19 protein-coding genes are annotated in these 17,793 nt (G+C 70.4%); 7 read left to right on the top strand and 12 right to left on the bottom strand.

Annotation, left to right across the window (positions count from 1 at the left end; all coding sequences use genetic code 11):
- Positions 1–203 precede the first annotated feature (203 nt).
- Positions 204–2,252: a DHA2 family efflux MFS transporter permease subunit gene (locus tag ACIP6U_RS40205; RefSeq protein ID WP_401727708.1), complete on the top strand. Its 2,049-nt coding sequence runs from the start codon at positions 204–206 to the stop codon at positions 2,250–2,252.
- An 18-nt stretch (positions 2,253–2,270) separates the two neighbouring features.
- Here the strand turns inward: ACIP6U_RS40205 and ACIP6U_RS40200 are convergent, their stop codons facing one another.
- Positions 2,271–2,765, bottom strand: a complete 495-nt coding sequence (locus tag ACIP6U_RS40200) for a GNAT family N-acetyltransferase (RefSeq protein ID WP_401727707.1) — start codon at positions 2,763–2,765, stop codon at positions 2,271–2,273.
- Positions 2,766–2,877: 112 nt separating this feature from the next.
- On the opposite strand from ACIP6U_RS40200, the gene ACIP6U_RS40195 reads away from it, so the two are divergent.
- A complete protein-coding gene (locus tag ACIP6U_RS40195; protein WP_401727706.1) occupies positions 2,878–3,558 on the top strand; it encodes a hypothetical protein in 681 nt (226 codons plus the stop codon).
- A gap of 97 nt (positions 3,559–3,655) precedes the next feature.
- Entirely contained in the window at positions 3,656–4,270 is a 615-nt protein-coding gene (locus ACIP6U_RS40190; protein ID WP_401727704.1) for a hypothetical protein, read from the top strand.
- A gap of 27 nt (positions 4,271–4,297) precedes the next feature.
- Here ACIP6U_RS40190 and ACIP6U_RS40185 read toward each other — a convergent pair whose 3' ends face one another.
- Complete coding sequence (locus tag ACIP6U_RS40185; protein ID WP_401727703.1) at positions 4,298–4,723, bottom strand: DUF1992 domain-containing protein; 426 nt, start codon at positions 4,721–4,723, stop codon at positions 4,298–4,300.
- A gap of 81 nt (positions 4,724–4,804) precedes the next feature.
- Between ACIP6U_RS40185 and ACIP6U_RS40180 the strand changes: the two genes are divergently transcribed.
- Positions 4,805–5,197, top strand: coding sequence for a hypothetical protein (locus tag ACIP6U_RS40180; RefSeq protein WP_401727702.1), 393 nt, complete (start codon positions 4,805–4,807; stop codon positions 5,195–5,197).
- 39 nt (positions 5,198–5,236) lie between these two features.
- Here the strand turns inward: ACIP6U_RS40180 and ACIP6U_RS40175 are convergent, their stop codons facing one another.
- Both ACIP6U_RS40175 and proP read right to left on the bottom strand, forming a co-directional pair.
- Positions 5,237–5,908: an O-methyltransferase gene (locus ACIP6U_RS40175; RefSeq protein WP_401727701.1), complete on the bottom strand. Its 672-nt coding sequence runs from the start codon at positions 5,906–5,908 to the stop codon at positions 5,237–5,239.
- Between the two features lie 131 nt (positions 5,909–6,039).
- Complete coding sequence (gene proP / locus ACIP6U_RS40170) at positions 6,040–7,425, bottom strand: glycine betaine/L-proline transporter ProP (RefSeq protein ID WP_401727700.1); 1,386 nt, start codon at positions 7,423–7,425, stop codon at positions 6,040–6,042.
- Positions 7,426–7,700: 275 nt separating this feature from the next.
- Here proP and ACIP6U_RS40165 point away from each other — a divergent pair, with 275 nt between their 5' ends.
- Positions 7,701–9,782, top strand: coding sequence for a bifunctional glycosyltransferase 87/phosphatase PAP2 family protein (locus ACIP6U_RS40165; RefSeq protein ID WP_401727699.1), 2,082 nt, complete (start codon positions 7,701–7,703; stop codon positions 9,780–9,782).
- Here the strand turns inward: ACIP6U_RS40165 and ACIP6U_RS40160 are convergent.
- On the bottom strand, positions 9,745–10,980 hold the full coding sequence (locus tag ACIP6U_RS40160; protein WP_401727698.1) for a cytochrome P450: 1,236 nt from the start codon (positions 10,978–10,980) through the stop codon (positions 9,745–9,747). The two genes, ACIP6U_RS40165 and ACIP6U_RS40160, sit on opposite strands and share 38 nt — an antisense overlap.
- Positions 10,981–11,209: 229 nt before the next feature.
- On the opposite strand from ACIP6U_RS40160, the gene ACIP6U_RS40155 reads away from it, so the two are divergent.
- Positions 11,210–12,379 (top strand): steroid 3-ketoacyl-CoA thiolase, encoded by a 1,170-nt coding sequence (locus tag ACIP6U_RS40155; RefSeq protein ID WP_123999548.1) that lies wholly within the window; start codon positions 11,210–11,212, stop codon positions 12,377–12,379.
- Here ACIP6U_RS40155 and ACIP6U_RS40150 read toward each other — a convergent pair.
- Entirely contained in the window at positions 12,363–12,560 is a 198-nt protein-coding gene (locus tag ACIP6U_RS40150) for a DUF397 domain-containing protein (protein ID WP_401727697.1), read from the bottom strand. The genes ACIP6U_RS40155 and ACIP6U_RS40150 overlap by 17 nt on opposite strands.
- Entirely contained in the window at positions 12,538–13,368 is an 831-nt protein-coding gene (locus tag ACIP6U_RS40145; RefSeq protein WP_401727696.1) for a helix-turn-helix domain-containing protein, read from the bottom strand. Before ACIP6U_RS40145 ends, ACIP6U_RS40150 begins: the two co-directional genes overlap by 23 nt.
- Positions 13,369–13,460: 92 nt before the next feature.
- Between ACIP6U_RS40145 and ACIP6U_RS40140 the strand changes: the two genes are divergently transcribed.
- The gene (locus ACIP6U_RS40140) at positions 13,461–13,856 is read left to right on the top strand and encodes an ATP-binding protein (protein ID WP_401727695.1); all 396 of its coding nucleotides are present in this window, start codon (positions 13,461–13,463) and stop codon (positions 13,854–13,856) included.
- 21 nt (positions 13,857–13,877) lie between these two features.
- Here ACIP6U_RS40140 and ACIP6U_RS40135 read toward each other — a convergent pair whose 3' ends face one another.
- The 5 genes from ACIP6U_RS40135 to ACIP6U_RS40115 all read right to left on the bottom strand — a co-directional run bounded on the left by ACIP6U_RS40135 (position 13,878) and on the right by ACIP6U_RS40115 (position 17,650).
- Entirely contained in the window at positions 13,878–14,516 is a 639-nt protein-coding gene (locus tag ACIP6U_RS40135) for a Fic family protein (RefSeq protein ID WP_401727694.1), read from the bottom strand.
- A complete protein-coding gene (locus ACIP6U_RS40130; protein ID WP_401727693.1) occupies positions 14,513–15,274 on the bottom strand; it encodes a hypothetical protein in 762 nt (253 codons plus the stop codon). Before ACIP6U_RS40130 ends, ACIP6U_RS40135 begins: the two co-directional genes overlap by 4 nt.
- Before the next feature lie 75 nt (positions 15,275–15,349).
- The gene (locus tag ACIP6U_RS40125) at positions 15,350–16,063 is read right to left on the bottom strand and encodes a YoaK family protein (protein WP_401727692.1); all 714 of its coding nucleotides are present in this window, start codon (positions 16,061–16,063) and stop codon (positions 15,350–15,352) included.
- Positions 16,064–16,155: 92 nt separating this feature from the next.
- Entirely contained in the window at positions 16,156–16,575 is a 420-nt protein-coding gene (locus ACIP6U_RS40120) for a lytic transglycosylase domain-containing protein (RefSeq protein WP_401727691.1), read from the bottom strand.
- Between the two features lie 289 nt (positions 16,576–16,864).
- The gene (locus ACIP6U_RS40115; protein WP_401727856.1) at positions 16,865–17,650 is read right to left on the bottom strand and encodes an ECF transporter S component; all 786 of its coding nucleotides are present in this window, start codon (positions 17,648–17,650) and stop codon (positions 16,865–16,867) included.
- Positions 17,651–17,793: the final 143 nt, after the last annotated feature.

The following is a 17,793-nucleotide window of genomic DNA, read 5'->3' as shown; positions in this document are numbered from 1 at the left end:
GAGATTATGCAGACCGTCTCCACAGCCGCTGTCGGAAGCCCCCTGGGGAGGGTCCCGGTAAATCGGGCGGCAACGGGACTCGACAGGCCATAACGGTGTGCACCGATCACCATGGATGTGAGGGATGTGCAGGCGAGGGTGCTGTGTAACGAGAGCCGCTGGAGGTCTTCATGGCCGAGGATGCGCACGGTATGACGGGAAATATGCGAGACGTACCGATGCGGGGCAGTGCTCCCAAGAAGGGCAGTGCCGCCGAGGAACACGTGCCCGGCAATGTGCTGGTCTCCATCGGTGCCCTGCTGCTCGGCATGCTGCTCGCCGCCCTCGACCAGACGATCGTGTCGACCGCGCTGCCCACCATCGTCAGCGATCTCGGCGGTCTGGAGCACCTGTCCTGGGTGGTCACCGCGTATCTGCTGGCGTCGACCGCCGCGACCCCGCTGTGGGGCAAGCTCGGTGACCAGTACGGGCGCAAGCGGCTCTTCCAGACGGCGATCGTGATCTTCCTGATCGGTTCGGCGCTGTGCGGAATGGCACAGAACATGCCGCAGCTCATCGCCTTCCGCGCGCTCCAGGGGCTGGGCGGCGGTGGCCTGATGGTGCTGTCGATGGCGATCGTCGGGGACATCGTGTCGCCGCGCGAACGCGGGCGCTACCAGGGGCTGTTCGGCGCGGTGTTCGGGGCGACGAGCGTGCTGGGCCCGCTGTTGGGTGGGCTGTTCACCGAACACCTCAGCTGGCGCTGGGTGTTCTACATCAACCTGCCCGTCGGCCTGGTCGCCCTCGCGGTGATCGCGACCGCGCTGCGCATCCCGCGCAAGTCGACGCGGCACGTCATCGACTATCTCGGTACGTTCCTGATCGCGTCGGTCGCGACCTGCCTGGTGCTGGTCGCCTCGCTGGGCGGTACGACGTGGGGCTGGGGTTCGCCGCAGATCATCGGTCTGGCGGTGCTGGGCGTGGTCCTGGCGGTCGTCTTCGTACAGGTGGAGCGTCGGGCCGCGGAACCCGTCCTCCCCCTCAAGCTCTTCACCGTCCGCACCTTCACCCTCTCCGCGGTCATCAGCTTCGTCGTCGGGTTCGCGATGTTCGGCGCGATGACGTATCTGCCGACGTTCCTCCAGGTGGTGCAGGGCATCTCGCCGACCATGTCGGGCGTGCACATGCTGCCGATGGTGATCGGGCTGCTGCTGTCGTCGACGGCGTCCGGGCAGATCGTCAGCCGGACGGGCCGCTGGAAGGTGTTCCCGGTGGCGGGCACGGGCGTCACGACGATCGGCCTGCTCCTTCTCCACCGCCTCGACGAGAACAGTTCGACGACCGAGATGAGCGCGTACTTCTTCGTCTTCGGCCTCGGACTCGGCCTGGTCATGCAGGTGTTGGTCCTCATCGTGCAGAACTCGGTCTCGTACGAGGATCTCGGCGTCGCCACCTCGGGCGCGACCTTCTTCCGCTCGATCGGCGCGTCCTTCGGCGTGGCCATCTTCGGCGCGATCTTCGCGAGCCGCCTGGCCGACAAACTGACGGACGCCTTCCGCGGCACCGACCTCCCCACCGGCATCTCGGCGGACACCCTCAAGTCCGACCCCCGGGGTATCAACTCCCTGCCGCCCGCGCTGCGCGAACCGGCGGTGCACGCGTACGCCTCGTCCATCACGGACGTGTTCCTGTACGCGGCCCCCGTCGCCCTCCTCGGCTTCGTCCTGGCGTGGTTCCTCAAGGAGGACCGCCTGCGCGGCTCGGTCACGGCGCCCGACCTCACGGAGACGCTGGCCAGCAACCCGGTCGAGCGCTCCTCCTACGACGAGGTCTGCCGCGCCCTGTCCGTGCTCGGCACGCGGGACGGCCGGCGCGAGATCTACCAGAAGATCACCGACCGGGCGGGCTACGACCTTCTCCCGGCCGCCAGTTGGCTCCTGCTGCGCATCCGCCGCGACGGCTGGGCGGAACCGGCGGTCCTCGCCGAACGCAGCACCGTGCCCCTCCCGGTCATCCTCGCCGCGGTCCGCCAGGTCGAGGAACGCCGGCTCGCCACCCGAGAGGGCCTGGACCTGGTCCTCACCCCCGAGGGCCGGGAAACCGCCGACCACCTCTCCAAGGCCCGCGAGGAGTCCCTCGCCACCCTCCTGGGCGACTGGTGGACCCCCGACCGCCCCACCGACCTCAACCGACTGGTCACCGAACTCACCGACGAACTCTGCGGCTCGGACAGGGAACAGCCGCACAACGGGTCGGCGCCGCGGATCAGTTGAACGGGCGCCTCGGACTCCTCACCCGACCAGCTTCTTCCGGAACCAGTGCTCGGCGTACCGGCCGTCGTTGTGCGGCCCGGTCTCCGCGTAGCCGAGCCGCGCGTACAGGGCACGGGCCTCGACGAGGTCGCTGCGGGTGTCCAGGATCAGCTCCTCGGCGCCCAGGGCGTGTGCGGCCTCCTCGGCGGCCCGTACGAGGAGCGCGGCGCCGCCCTTGCCGCGCGTCTCCTCGTACACGAACACGCGGGTGAGCTCGGCGGTCGTCGACGTCAGCAGCCGTACCCCCGCCGACCCGGCCGCCGCACCCCGGTACCACCCGACCAGCAACTGCCCGCCGGGCGGCGCGAGTTCGGCGCCGGTGGACGCGGCGATCTCGCGTTCCAGCTCGGCGGGGTCGGTCCGACGCCCTTCGTGCAGGAGGTACCAGCGGTCGCTGACCTCCGTGTAGTAGGCCCGCCACAGGGCGGCGGCGACGGCCGAGTCGAAGCGTTCCGGGGCGATGATCCAGTTCATGCCGGAATTCTCGTCGATCACCGTCGTCGCGTTCCACGCAGTTTGAGTGCGGGGTTCCGGGCAACCCGGAGGGAGAACCGGCCCGTTGGGCCGAAGCATCCGGAAGGCACCCATGTCCACAGGCATGATCATCATCGTTATCGTGATCGTGGCGGTCGTGGTCGTTGTTGCGGCCGCCCTCACCCTGCGTAGCCGCGGCGGCGTCGGTGGTCGGGATCTGAAGCACCGCTTCGGGCCCGAGTACGACCGCGCGGTGACCCGCCACGACGGCGACACCAAGGCCGCCGAACGTGAGCTCGCAGAGCGCGTTGAGCGGCACGGATCGCTGCGTGAGCAGCCGCTGGAGACGGCCCGGCGCGAGCAGTTCGAAGCCCGTTGGGCGGCCGCGCAGGAGCGGTTCGTTGACTCGCCCCGAGAGGCCGTCGCCGACGCGGACCAGCTGCTCGGCGAACTCGCCACCGTCCGCGGTTTCCCCGACGGCGCCCAGTACGAGGAGCAGCTCGCCGCCCTCTCCGTCCACCACGCGCCCGACGTCAACGGCTACCGCCACGTGCACAGCGTGGCTCGCGCCGACGACACCCGCGCCGACACCGAGGAACTGCGCGAGGCGATGGTCGAGGCCCGCGCGCTCTTCGACTCGCTCATCGACGGCGCCCGCACGTCGTCCGGCACGTCCCACGACAGGTCGCACGGCAAGACGTCCCACAAGCTGTCCGACAGGCTCCCTGGCAAGACGGCCAGGCGGTCGCACGACACCTCATCCGACAAGCAACAGACGATCAAGGGGGGTTGACACAACCATGGCCGACGAGACCAAGAGTTCCACACCCGCATCCACACCTGGTTCCACGCCCGGTTCCACGCCCGCAGCGACACCGACGCCGATACCGATGTCCGCGCGTTCGGACCGCTCGGACGGCTCGGACCGTTCGGAGCGCCTGGACCGTTCGGACCGCTCGGACCGCTCGGACCGTTCCGAGACGCCCACGCGTACGGGCACGGACGAGACCAAGACGTCCGCCCGCACCGACGGGAGCAGGGTCCCCGCACCCACTCCCACCTCCACCTCCGCGCGTACGGACACCCCCGCCCGCACGGAGACACCCGCACCGACGTCCACGCAGTCGACCGACGGCAGGACCCCGGCGCAGACATCCTCGCGCCCGAACTCCTCCACCCCGTCGTCGTCTTCGTCCTCGACGCCGACGTCGACGCCGTCCTCGTCCCCGCTGCTCCCGCGCGACGAGACCGACAAGCTCGCCGAGCGGCTCCAGCACGCCCTGGCCGGGTTCGTCGACGACCCTCGTACGGCCGTCGAGGAAGCCGACCACGTCGTGGAGGAGATCACCGGCCGCTACACGGACGCGCTGACCCAGCGCCGCCGCACGCTGCGCAGGTCCTGGCAGGAGGGTGACGCGAAGTCCGACGACCACTCCGACACCGAGCAACTCCGGCTGGCCCTGCGGGACTACCGCGAGATCGCCGAGCGGCTGCTGCACGCCTGACTCGCCCGATCCGCCCGACCCGCTCGATCAGACCGTCCCGCCCGACCCGTCCCCCGCCCGGCGCTCCCGCCACTCACGCACGACGTCCTCGACGTCGTAGGGCTTCTTGCCCAGGGGAGGGCCGGGCGGCGGCTTGAACATCATCTCGCGGATCTTGACGTTGACTTCGGTGATGATCTTGCGGACGATACGTTCGGAAGGGGCCGCGTACGCCGCCGCGAGCGCGTCCTCGGCCTCCTTGCGCAGGGCCAGTGTGGGCGGCAGGACCGAGAAGCCCTCTCGGGCCAGCTTCTGCCTGATCCACCAGAGTTCGTCGTAGGACGTGTCCGCGCCGTTCGGCAGGGGCTTGCCCGCGCCGGGGAGTTCGGCGAAGTCGCCGCGCGCCTCCGCGTCGCGGATCTGCTTGTCCACCCAGGATTCGAACGGCACGCCGGGAGGCTTTCGCTCGGTCATGAGTCCAGTGTGCCGGACGCGACATGGCCGGGCGATTTATCATGCGGCGGCTGCATAAGGACACTTCAGGAGGAGCGCCGCGTGCTCGAACTCACCATGGCCACCGTCTCCGGGACGGAAGAGGGGGCCACGGCCGGCATGCTCATGGCCGAAGCGCCGAGCGAACCCGGTGCCGTGCTCCGGGTGGGGCGGGACAAGTCCGTGTGCCGGCTGGCGACGCCGGACGACTGGCTGTTCGTCTCACGGGTCCATCTGGAGTTCCTGTGCGGCCCGGAGGGCGTCTGGCAGGTCTCCTGGCTGCGCGGTTCGCAGCCCGACCCGTCGTCCGAAGTCCGCCTGATCGTGGGGGAGTACGCACAGCCCCTCGTCTACGGCGGCAGCGTGACACTGCCCCGGGGCGGCAGCGGCGAGATCGTCGTCCAGGACCGCACCGCCCCGCGCAGCGTCAACGTCGGCTTCTACCACGAGGGTTGAGCCCCGCGAGGCCGCCCGGGACCCGTGAAACGCACGGCGCTACGCCAGCACCCGCGCCAGCGCGAACCCGTCGTACCCCTTCGTGCCCACCGTCTGGATCGCCGTGGCGCTCAACTTCGGGTGGGCGCCGATCAGTTCGATGGCGGCGCGGGTGCCCACCACGTCCGCCGCGGTGCTGTCCGTGTCGGTGACCCGGCCCTCCCGGACGACGTTGTCGACGATGATCAGGCTGCCGGGGCGGGTCAGCTTGAGCGCCCACTCGACGTAGTGCGGGTTGTTGCCCTTGTCGGCGTCGATGAAGACCAGGTCGAAGGGGGCCGGGTTCTCCTCCGCCAGCTTGGGCAGCGACTCCAGGGCGGGGCCCACCCGTACCTCGACGAGGTGGTCGAGGCCGGCCCGCGCGATGTTGTCCGTCGCGACCTCGGCGTGCTTCGCGCTGAACTCCAGGGAGATCAGCCGGCCGTCGGCGGGCAGCGCGCGGGAGAGCCAGATGGTGCTGTAGCCGCCCAGGGTGCCGATCTCCAGGATCCTGGAGGCGCCGTGGATCTGGGCGAGGAGATGCAGGAGCTTGCCCTGCGGGGCCGTCACCGCCGCGTGCGGCAGACCGGCCGCCTCGCTGTCGCGCGTGGCCGCCGTCAGGGCCTCGTCCTCCGGGGTGAGGTGGGCGGTGAAGTAGTCGTCGACGGCGTCCCAGACCTGCGACTGGCTCATGAGTCCGTGCCTCCCGTGGCCTCGCGGATGTCTCATTAGAGTTTCTAACTAGGTGCGCTAACGAACATAGCCCTGTGCGGGTTCCCCGTCAGCCGCGTCACGAGCGCCCGCGCGCGGATGTTTCCGGACCGTCATCGGGGCTCCACCGAGGGTGCCGAGCCCGGCAGCGGGCGGCCCGCCGACTCGGTCATGCGCCAGACGGCGAAGCCGCCGATCACGGCCGCCACCATCATGTAGTACGCGGGCATCATCAGGTCGCCGGTCGCGCCCACCAGGGCCGTCACCACCAGCGGGGTCGTGCCGCCGAACAGCGACACCGACACGTTGAAGCCGATCGAGAGGGAGCCGTAGCGCACCCGCGTCGGGAACAGGGCCGGGAGCGCGGACGGCATCGCGGCCGTGAAGCAGACCAGGAGCAGGCCCAGGGCGGCCATGCCCAGCGCGACCGCGACCAGGCTGCCCTGGCGGATCAGGAGCAGCGCAGGGACCGACAGGAGCAGGAAGCCCGCGCAGCCCGCCGCGATCACCGGGCGGCGGCCGACGCGGTCCGTCAGGGCGCCCGCGAACGGCTGGACGACCATCATCAGCGCCATCACGCCCAGGACCACGAGCAGCCCGTGCGTCTCGTCGTACTCGAGCTCGCTGGTGAGGTAGCTCGGCATGTACGACAGCAGCATGTAGTCGGTGACGTTGAAGACGAGCACCAGGCCCACGCACAGGAGCAGCGCCCGCCACTGGCCCGTCACCATCTCGCGCAGCGGCACCTTCGGGCGGCTGGCCTCGGACTTCGCGACCTCGGCGGCGAAGGCCGGGGTCTCCTCCAGGCGCAGCCGCAGATACAGGCCGATGATCCCCATCGGGCCCGCGATCAGGAACGGGATCCGCCAGCCCCAGGACGTCAGGTCGTCCGTGGACAGCAGGGCCGTCATCAGCGTGACCAGGCCCGCGCCGCCGACGTAACCGGCCAGCGTGCCGAACTCCAGCCAGCTCCCGAGGAACCCGCGCCGCTTGTCCGGCGCGTACTCGGCGATGAAGGTGGACGCGCCCGCGTACTCACCGCCGGTCGAGAAGCCCTGGACCAGGCGTGCGGCCAGGAGCAGCAGCGGGGCGCCGACGCCGATGGACCCGTACGACGGGATCAGGCCGATCGCGAACGTGCCCGCGGCCATCATGACCATCGTCAGCGCGAGGACCTTCTGGCGGCCGATCCGGTCGCCCAGCGGGCCGAAGACCGTCCCGCCGAGGGGGCGGACCAGGAAGGCCGCGGCGAAGGCGCCGAAGGTGGACAGCAACTGGGCGGTCGGGTTCCCGGAAGGGAAGAAGACCTTGCCGAGCGTCACCGCGATGTAGCTGTAGACGCCGAAGTCGAACCACTCCATCGCGTTGCCCAGCGCGGCGGCCTTCACGGCCCGCCGGACCAGCGCGGGATCGGTGACAGTGACGTCGGGGGCGTCGGTAGGGCGGGCGGGGGCGGGGTACTCGGACGGGGGACCGGGGGTGGTGTCTAGGAGGGACATATCCGACCGACCATAGGGGCGGTCGCGGCGTGTACGTGGCGTATGCAATCAGTTGCGCAGGGCAGCAAAAGGGCGGGTGCGCAGCGCCGCTCACCCGGCCGCGGGCGGTTCCCGGCGGACGCCACTGTGATCCATCTCGCGTCCCGCCGAGGCAACCCAACCTCCGGCGCACTATCGTCGTCCAGACAAAAGGAGAACGGACGACAGGTGAAGCCGGGGTAGCCTGCGTCTCTCTGTGGGGGCACACAGAAAACGGGGCGGGAGGCCTACGAGGCGTGGCGAACGTGGAGCACAGCGGGCGACCGGCGGATGCCTTCCGGGCGACGGCCGCCGGAGCCGTCAGAGGGCGGCTGCGGGTGGCACGTCTGGGGTTGTGGCTGGTGGCCGCGGTCCTGGCCGTCCGTCAGGTGGTCGTCGTCCTGAGCACCCCCAAGGGCGAACGGCTGACGGACCTGGAGACCTGGGTCGGTCCCGACGGTGTCCTGCACGTGAACGGGTCGCTGTACGACTCGACGCGCTTCACGGGTACGCCCTTCGGCGGACTCGTCCTGAAGCCCCTGACCAAGGCCGCCGAACAGGCCCTCGGCTGGGGCTGGACCTTCGGCACACTGCTCCTGGTCGTCGCCCTCGGGCTGATCGCCGCCCGCGCCCTGCCCAAGCCCGTCACCCGCCGCAGCGCGCTGCTGGCCGCGCCCGTCGCGATCAGCCTGCTGATGCTGTCGCTGCCGGTGCGCAACACGCTGTGGCTCGGCCAGACCAGCATCATCCCGGTCCTGCTCGTGCTGCTCGGCTGCTTCACCGTCCGCGGTGAGCGGACCGGCGGCCTGCTGATCGGCATCGCCGCGGCCCTCCAGCCGACCGTGCTGCTCTTCGCGCCGCTCCTGTGGTTCACCGGCCGCCGCCGCGCCGCCGTCTCCGCAGGAGTCACCTTCGCGGCCTGTACGGCCATCGCCTGGGCCGCGATGGCGCACGACTCGTACACCTACTGGGTGCACCACATGGCGGGCACCGGACTCGGCGGCCCCGCCGACGACCTCGCCAACCAGTCCCTGCACGGCGCCCTGCTGCGCCTGGGCCTGTCAGGACCGCTGGAGATCGGCCTCTTCCTCACGCTCGGTGCCGCCGTCGCCGTCCTCGGAGTGCGCCGCGCCGTCCACTACGCGCGCGACGGACAACTGCTCCTCGCGGTCGCCATCACCGGCTGCGCGGCCATCGCCGTGTCCCCGACCACCTGGCAGCACCAGCTGCTGTGGGTGCTGCTCGCGGTCGTCGGACGGGTCGGCAAGCGCGCCTCCGACCGGTACGTGTGGCCGGTCGCCGTCGTCCTGGTGATGACGCTGCCCGCCAAGATGATGCTGCCGAACATGTCGGCGATGTACGCCCTGCGCGACAACGTCGTCCTGCTCGCCGCCCTCGCCGCGGCCACCGTCATCCCGTTCCTGTCGCGCACCTCGCCGTACTACCGCTCCCCGATCCCGACCGAGTACGCCGCCCCCGTGCCGGCCCGCCTCAAGCACGTACCGCTGCTGCCGTTCCTGCGCCGGGTGCTCACCCGCCCGAACCTCCTGCTGGAACTGCTCCTCATCCGCGTCACCTACGCCGCCTACCAGAAGGTCCGCCTCGCGGCGACCGGCGGCTCCAACTCGGCGGGCCGGGTGCGGGCGGAGGAGCACGGGCACCAGATCCTCGACATCGAGCGGTTCCTGCACATCGACGTCGAGCACTGGGTCAACCACGCGGTGGTGAAGGTCGACTTCCTGCGGAACTTCTTCGACTTCTACTACGAGTCGTTCCACTTCATCGTCCCGCTGAGCGTCATGGCCGTCCTGTATGTGCGCCGCCCGGTCGACTACCGCTGGGCCCGCACGTCCCTCGGCTTCGCGACCCTGCTCGCGCTGGTCGGCTTCTGGCTCTACCCGCTGGCCCCGCCGCGCCTGCTGCCCGGCCTCGGCATCATCGACACCGTGCACGGCGTCCAGGACTTCTCCAAGCCGGACTACGGCACCCTGACGGCCCTGACCAACCAGTACGCGGCGATGCCGTCCCTGCACTTCGGCTGGGCCCTGTGGTGCGGTGTCGTCATCGCGATCATCGCGCCGAAGTGGTGGATGAAGGCGCTGGGCCTGCTGCACCCGTTCTTCACCGTCTCGGCCATCGTCGCGACCGGCAACCACTGGGTGCTGGACGCGGCCGGCGGCGCGGCGGTCGTCGGCGCCGGGTTCGGGCTGTCCTACCTGCTCCAGGGGCCGCGGGCACGCTTCGCGGGACGGGCCGGCGGCGCCGGGAAGGCCGCCGACCCGAGTTCCGAGCCGGTGGGCGTCAGCCCGTCCGGACCTGAAGGTGCTTCACGCCGTTGATCCACGCGGACCGCAGCCGGTCGGGGTCGCCGGCCAGGGTGAGGTCCGGGAGGGCGTCGGCGATCGCGTTGAAGATGAGGTCGATCTCCAGGACGGCCAGGGACTTGCCCAGGCAGTAGTGCGGGCCGCCCCCGCCGAAGCCGAGGTGGGGGTTGGGGTCGCGGGTGATGTCGAAGGCGTCGGGGTCGGTGAAGACCTCGGGGTCGTGGTTGGCGGAGGCGTAGAAGACGCCGACCCGGTCGCCCTTCTTGATGAGTTTGCCGCCGAGTTCGGTGTCCTGGGTCGCGGTGCGCTGGAAGGCGTTGACCGGGGTGGCCCAGCGGACGATCTCCTCGGCCGCCGTCGCGGGCCGGTCCCGCTTGTACCGCTCCCACTGCTCGGGATGGGTGAGGAAGGCGTGCATCCCGTGCGTGATCGCGTTGCGGGTCGTCTCGTTGCCGGCCACCGCCAGCATCAGGACGAAGAAGCCGAACTCGTCGGAGTTCAGGTTCCCTTCGTCCTCCGCGGCCACCAGGGTGGTGACGATGTCCTTGGCCGGGCACTGCTTGCGGTCGGCGGCCATGTTCATCGCGTAGGCGATGAGTTCGGTGGCCGACTCGGCGCCGACCTCCTCGGTGATCGCGTACTCGGGATCGTCGTACGAGATCATCTTGTTGGACCAGTCGAAGATCTTGGTCCGGTCGTCCTGCGGGATGCCGATGAGTTCGGCGATGGCCTGGAGGGGCAGTTCGCAGGCGACCTCGGTGACGAAGTCGAACGGGCCCGCGTGGGTACGGGCGTTGGCCGCGATGGCGTGGGCGCGCTCGCGCAGGCGGTCCTCCAGGGCGCGGATGGCCCGCGGGGTGAAGATGCGCTGCACGATCTGGCGGACCCGGGTGTGTTCCGGCGGGTCCATGTTCAGCAGGATCAGCTGCTGCGCGTCGATCGCGTCGCGCTCCATGTGCTCGTGGAAGCGGATGATCGCCGTGTTGGTCGTCGAGGAGAACAACTCGGGGTGCGTGGACACGTACTTGACGTCGGCGTGCCGGGTCACGGCCCAGTAGCCCTCGTCCTGGAAACCGGCGATGCCTGCCCGCTGGGGGATCCAGCAGACCGGTTCGACCCGGCGCAGTTCGGCGAACTCCGGTAGGGGAACGCGGTGGTGAAGCACGTCGGGGTCGGTGAGGTCGAACCCGTCGGGGAGAGCTGGACAGGCCATGGGTGTCTCCAGCTGAGTTCTGACGGTCCATCAGGAATTGCCGTGAAGGTAGTAACGGGTTCTACAAGAGGCAAGGGGTATGGCAGCCCTAATTACCTGCACGCCCCTTGCGGTTGCGGACGGACTGTCAGCAGACTGCACAAAGAACTAGAACACGTACTAGTTCTGCGTGGCGGGTGGGCCGGGACGCCCGCGCCGCGCGGGTACCGGATGGAGAGGATCCACCCTCATGGCCGCGGAACCCGTGATCGTCGAAGCCGTACGCACCCCCATAGGCAAGCGCGGCGGCGCGCTGGCCAATCTGCACCCTGCCTACCTTCTTGGCGAGACCTACCGTGAACTCCTGGGCCGCACCGGCATTCCCGCCGACGCGGTCGAGCAGATCGTCGGCGGCACCGTGACCCACGCCGGCGAGCAGTCCATGAACCCCGCGCGTACGGCCTGGCTGACCGTGGGCCTGCCGTACGAGACGGCGGCGACGACCGTCGACTGTCAGTGCGGCTCCTCGCAGCAGGCCTCGCACATGACCGCCAACATGATCGCGGCCGGTGTCATCGACGTCGGCATCAGCTGCGGCATCGAGGCGATGTCCCGCGTGCCGCTGGGCTCGGGCTCCAAGCACGGTCCGGGCAAACCGTTCCCCGACGAGTGGAACGTCGACCTGCCCAACCAGTTCGAGGCGGCGGAACGGATCGCTCGCCACCGGGGCCTGACCCGGGAGAACGTCGACTCGCTCGGCCTCATCTCGCAGGAGCGCGCGGCGAACGCCTGGTCCGAGGAGCGCTTCAAGCGGGAGACGTTCGCGGTCCAGGTGCCGACCACGGAGGAGGAACAGCGGGCCGGTCAGGGCATGTGGCGGCTCGTCGACAAGGACGAGGGCCTGCGCGACACGTCCATGGAGGCGCTGGCCCGCCTCAAGCCGGTGATGCCGACGGCGATCCATACGGCGGGCAACTCGTCGCAGATCTCCGACGGAGCGGCGGCCATCATGTGGGCGTCGAAGCGGATGGCTCGCGCCCTGAAGCTGAAGCCGCGGGCGCGGATCGTGGCGCAGGCCTTGGTGGGTTCCGACCCGCACTTCCACCTGGACGGGCCGATCGACGCCACGCGCGCGGTGCTCGGCAAGGCGGGCATGACCCTGAAGGACATCGACGTCGTCGAGATCAACGAGGCGTTCGCGTCAGTGGTGTTGAGCTGGGCGCAGGTCTTCGAGCAGGACCTGGAGAAGGTCAACGTCAACGGCGGCGGGATCGCGCTCGGGCACCCGGTGGGAGCGACGGGTGCGCGGCTCATCACGACGGCACTGCATGAACTGGAGCGCGCGGACAAGGAGTTCGCGCTGGTGACGATGTGTGCGGGTGGCGGTCTGGCCACGGGCACGATCATTCAGCGGCTGTAGACGTCCAGTTCAGGAACGTGGTGAAGGCGGTGGGGTCGATCGTGACGGTTGGCCCCGCCGGGTTCTTGGAGTCGCGGACGCCGACGGTGGGGGTGGCGGGGTAGGTGGGTTCGGCGACTTCCACGCACTCGCCGCCCTGGTCGCTGCTGTAGCTGGACTTACGCCAGTTCCTGCTCGCCATAGCGGTCCTCCATCACGCGCCGGATCAACTCCGCCGACTCCCTGAGGGAGAGTGCGGACGCTCGGAGATGATCGTATCGGAGCGAGCAGTTCTTGACCGTGTCCGGGTTGGCCGTGGGATGCCCGCTCCCGTAGCCCTCGGTGTAGACGATGGTCGGGTCGCTGGCGAAGCGGAAGACCGTGAATGAGCCTGTGAGTCCCGCGTGCGCTCCGGCGGCGAACGGCAGTACCTGGATGTTGATCCGGGGATTGTTCTCGAAGCTCAACAGGAGCTCCAGTTGACCGCGCATGGTGGCCGGACCACCGATTTCCTGGTGCAGCGCGGCTTCGCTGAGGACCATCCAGAAGACCGGCGGCTCACCCTTCTCGAAGATGCGCTGGCGGGCGAGCCGGACGGCGCTGCGGTCGTCGAGGTCGGTGTCGTCCAGTGCGCCGAGTACGGCACGGACGTATTCCGGAGTCTGCAACAGCCCGTGGACCATGCCCATCTGGAACGTACAGATCTCTGTCGCCCGCACCTCCAGCTCAGCCACCTGCTGAAACCACGCCGGAAGTTGACTTCGCAGCACCAGCTCCACGAGCCGGGACAACGACCCGCCCGTCCCCAACGCTGCGTCCACCCGTTCGCTGAACTCCCGCGTCGGCAGCTTCCTCGCCGTTTCGATCTGGCCGACCAGTGACCCGGTGTAGTTGACGATGTCGCCGAGCTGCCGTTGGGTCAGGGCCGCCGCCTCGCGGTAACGGCGCAGTTCGTAGCCGTAGTAGTCGAGTGGCGAGGCGCCGGGGTCGAGGACGTTGATGTTGGTCACGCAGGGCCCCCTCTCGGGCAACTCGGTCCACAGACGGACCGGTTGTGTCCATTCGGTAGCCCAGGGTAGTCAGTCGGGGTCACCCTCGTCCTGTGAACGGATACCTTCCCCCTACGTACCGCATGCGCCTGACCGTGGGCGAACACTCGGTACGTCACATTCGCCGTATCGTGCGCTCGCTGCTCGACGAGTGGGAGCTGCTGGAGCTGTGTGACGCCGCGGAGTTGGGCGTCAGCGAGCTCATCACCAACGTCGTCCGCCATGTCCCGGACCGGCGCTGCACCGTGCTGATGCTGCGGGTGGCGGCGGGGATGAGGGTGGAGGTGTCCGACGGGGTGCCCGAACTGCCGGTGATGGCGGCCGAGTTGTCCATGGACGCGGAGGGCGCCCGCGGACTCGTACTGCTCGACGCCGTGGCCGACAAGTGGGGTGCGGAGCGGGTGAGCGGGGGCGGAAAGAGGGTGTGGTTCGAGTGCTGGAGACGGTGACGCGGCCGGGGCGGGCGGCGGCTAGACGCCGATGAGGACGGCCAGCAGGTCGGCGAGCGCGAGCGCGCCCTCGGGGTCGTCCGCGTGACGCTGGATGCGGCGGACGGGACCGACCTGTTCGAGGGCGACGCCGGCGCGCGCCAGCACGTACGTGAGGGTCAGGAAGGCGGAACGGGCGTTGCCGTCGTCGAAGGGGTGGAAGAAGCAGACGTCGAGGTACGCACGGGCCGCGCGGGCGGTGAGGGGGAGGGGCGAGTCCTCGGCTCCGGCGACGGCTTCCGCTGCGGCCTCGGCGAGGCAGGCCTCCAGGAGGGCGGGAAGGTCCGCGCCGGTGCCGTACCGCTCGCGGCCTCCCTTCGCGTAGGCCGGGTGACGGCGGAACGGGGCCTCGGGGACGTCCAGGACATGCCGCTGCCAGGTGCTGAGCGTCGCGAACGTCAACGGCGTACCGGATGCGGCGTCCGCGCGGGCCAGGGCGAGCGCGGTCAGCAGGGAGTGCGCGCGGTGCGGGGAACGGGCGTGGTCGTGGGTGCGGATGTCGTGGACGGCGCCGTCACGGGCGGGGCGGCGGGCGGGGAGGGCGACCGGGCGGGCCTGGTGCCAGGGCACCTGGGTGCGGAGGGCGAGCCAGATGCGGAGGTGGTCCGTGGCGGTGGTCACTCGTCGAGGTGGGACTGGATGCGGGCGGACGTGTAGGTGTACGTGCCGCTGGGGTCGGCAGGTTCTTCGGCGCCCAGCGCGACGGCGAGCTGTTCCGATACGTCGTCCAGCAGCTTCCCCGCCGGCATGGTCCAGCTCTCGAACCGGCCGCCGATCGCCTCCTCGACCAGCGCGCGTGCCGTCGTCGGGTCCGTGTCCCAGCGGGTGAGGTACCAGGTCAGGACCTGTCGGCAGTGGGCGTACCAGGCGTCTCCCGAGCCGGTGCGGTCCACGACCTGGAGGATCAGGCGATGGGTGGCGGGCGGCCCCTCCAAGGGGTAGCGGGCGAACCAGTCGGCCAGGAACTCCAGCCACTCCCGCCACTCGCACAGCGCGGCGGCGACCCGTTCCAGGGTCTCCTCGGGGGTGCCGATCGAGTGCAGGGTGCAGCACCAGGCGCCGACGGGCCCGCCGCCCAGGTCGCCCTCGTCGTGCGCCCACCGCCAGCCCGTGCTCCACCGGCCGTACCGCTCGACCAGCGCCTCGGTCATGTCGTCGGCCCAGGCCCAGCCCTCGTTGTGGGACCAGTGGCAGAGCGTGCGGTACTGCTCGGCGGCCTCGACGGGTTCGGACGTACGTTTCTGGACCGGCCGCACCGGGACGCGGCTCGCCGGTTCCAGGGCGCGGACCATGTCCAGGGCATCGGCGTGGTCGAAGGCGTGCGTGCGCGGGTCGACGTCGGTCCAGGCGAGGTCGTAGGGGCGGAGCTCCAGGTTCACCGCACAGACGTTCCATGACGGTCGCCCCGCGCTCAACCCAATTAGTCCCGCCCGACCGGTACTGGTCCCGCCCGATCAGTCCCGCCCCGACGCCACCACCGCCAGTACCCCGGTCAGCGCCGCGGCGACCAGGAGGGGGATGCCCAGGCCGTGGTCGGTCACCAGCCAGGCGCCGAGGAAGGCGCCGAGCGCCAGCGCGATCACGGAGGCCGTGCGGCGCGCGGCGTGGGTGCCCGGGCCGCCGCCGGCGGGCGACTCGGCGGCGAGGCCGGTCAGGGTGGTGGTGACGACGACCGTGGTCGGCAGGGCGGGCACGCCGAGTTTGCGGACCGTCGCGGTGCGCAGGCCCATCGCGAAGGCGGTGAGGGCGATCACGGTGTAGCGGGTCCCGCCCGCGTCCGGGGCGGCGAAGGCGACCACCGCCGCGGCGCCGACCAGCAGCGCCTCGGCGGTCAGCGTGAGCCGTGCCCAGCGCCGCTTCGGGCCGCCGCCCAACCACCCCTCGATCCGGCCGCCGACCACCGCGCCGATCAGGAAGCAGCCCAGTGAGGTCACCGTGTGCGGCACCGAGAACCCGGGCGCCCCGGCCGCCGCGAAGCCCAGCACCACGACGTTGCCGGTCATGTTGGCGGTGAAGAGATGGCCGAGGCCGAGATAGGCCACGGCGTCGATGAGCCCGCTGACGACGGTCAGCCCCAACAGGACGAACACCAACCGCAGGCCGCGGGCTTCGGTGTCGGACGTCTCCGGTGACTCAGGCGTCTCCGGGGTCTGGGGACTGGCGCTCATCGCCCCAGAAAACCACGAAGTGCCCCCGAGGTCGGTCCGACCTGAGAGGCACTTGTGCTTGGGCGGCTATGTGCGAAGCCACTGGGGACGGCTCAGTACCAGCCGTTCGCCTGCCAGAAGGCCCACGCGCCGGCCGGGCTGCCGTAGCGGGAGTTCATGTAGTCGAGACCCCACTTGATCTGGGTCTTGGCGTTGGTCTTCCAGTCCGAACCGGCCGACGCCATCTTGGAGCCGGGGAGCGCCTGGACCAGGCCGTACGCGCCGGAGGAGGCGTTGCTGGCGTCGACGTCCCAGCCGCTCTCGTGCTCGACTATGTTGCTGAAGGCGTTGTACTGCGCGGAGCTCGGGATCAGCTTGTGCGCGATCGCCTTGGCCTCGGTGGCCGAGTCGGCGGTCGCGGCGTGGGCGGGAGCCGCGGTCAGCACCATGCCGGCGGTGGCGGCGGCCACGGCGGCGGAGGCGAGGGCCTTCTTCGGGGACGCGATGCTGCGGGCGATGCGGGAGACGATCACGAGGAACCTTTTCTTCGGGGACGGGACGGTCGCGCACACCTTCGGCATGCGTCGGCGCCGAGGCCCAGTGGGCTCGTCGGCGCCGTGCGACGTTGTCCAGAGAAACAGGCTTGAGGGGCGTCCGCAATGACCCCTTTTACTAGTTGTGGTCGAATCGAGTGGAATGGCCGGTCGTGTGACCTGGCTCTCAATGTGCAGGTCAGAGCGGGTTATGGCATGCCCATGGCGTCCGATATGCCCTACGAGGGAAGATAGTTGGTGATGTGGGTCATGTGGGGTGGTTCACCGCTCAACCGGCCTCGAATGTGACCGCGGTCTCGAACGCGGCCCGCCGGGTGGCTCTGCGTAGCGCCTTGAGCACGGCCGGACCGACGGCGAGGGTGAGGACGACGGTGACCACCGCCCGGCCCAGGTCCCAGCCGAGCGAGGTGGCCACGCAGTACGCGACGAAACGGGCCAGGTTCGTCGGGACCGCGGCCTGCGGATCGAAACCGATGCCCGAGGCGAGCGCGCCCATGAAGGGCCAGCCGGCCAGGTTCATGATCGTGCCGTAGGCGAACGCGGCCAGGAAGCCGTAGCAGGCCAGCACCGCCAGCTCGGTACGGCCCCGCAGCCGGTCGGGCCCCGGCAGCAGCCCCGCGCCCATCGTGAACCACCCCATCGCGAGCATCTGGAACGGCAGCCACGGCCCCACCCCACCCGTGAGCAGCGCGGACGCGAACATGGTGACCGACCCGAGGGTGAACCCGAAGCCGGGCCCCAGCACCCGCCCGCTCAGCACCATCAGGAAGAACATCGGCTCGAGCCCGGCGGTCCCGGCCCCGATCGGCCGCAGCGCGGCCCCGGTCGCCGCGAGCACCCCCAGCATGGCCACGGCCTTCGGCCCGAGCCCGGACTCCGAGATCGTCGCCGCCACGACCCCGACCAGCAGCACGAGCAACCCCGCGAACAGCCACGGCGCGTCCTGCGCGTGCGCCGCCACCTGCGACCCGGGCGGCGCGAGAAAGGGCCACCCGAACCCGACGACCCCGACGGCGCTGACGAGGAGGAGGGCGGCGACGGATCGGGGGCCCAGGCGGACAGGGCGGGCTTGGCGGGTGGTGGCGCCGGGCGATGACGAGGGCGCTTCGGCGGGCGCGTGCGGGGTGGGCGGCGCGGACCCGTGTGGTGTTGAGGGCGTGCGCGGGGTGGGCGGCGCCGGTCTGCGCGGGGTTGGGG

This window comes from Streptomyces sp. NPDC088794 (assembly GCF_044750545.1).
GTDB lineage: Bacteria > Actinomycetota > Actinomycetes > Streptomycetales > Streptomycetaceae > Streptomyces.
This window is presented reverse-complemented; position numbering and strand designations above follow the sequence as displayed.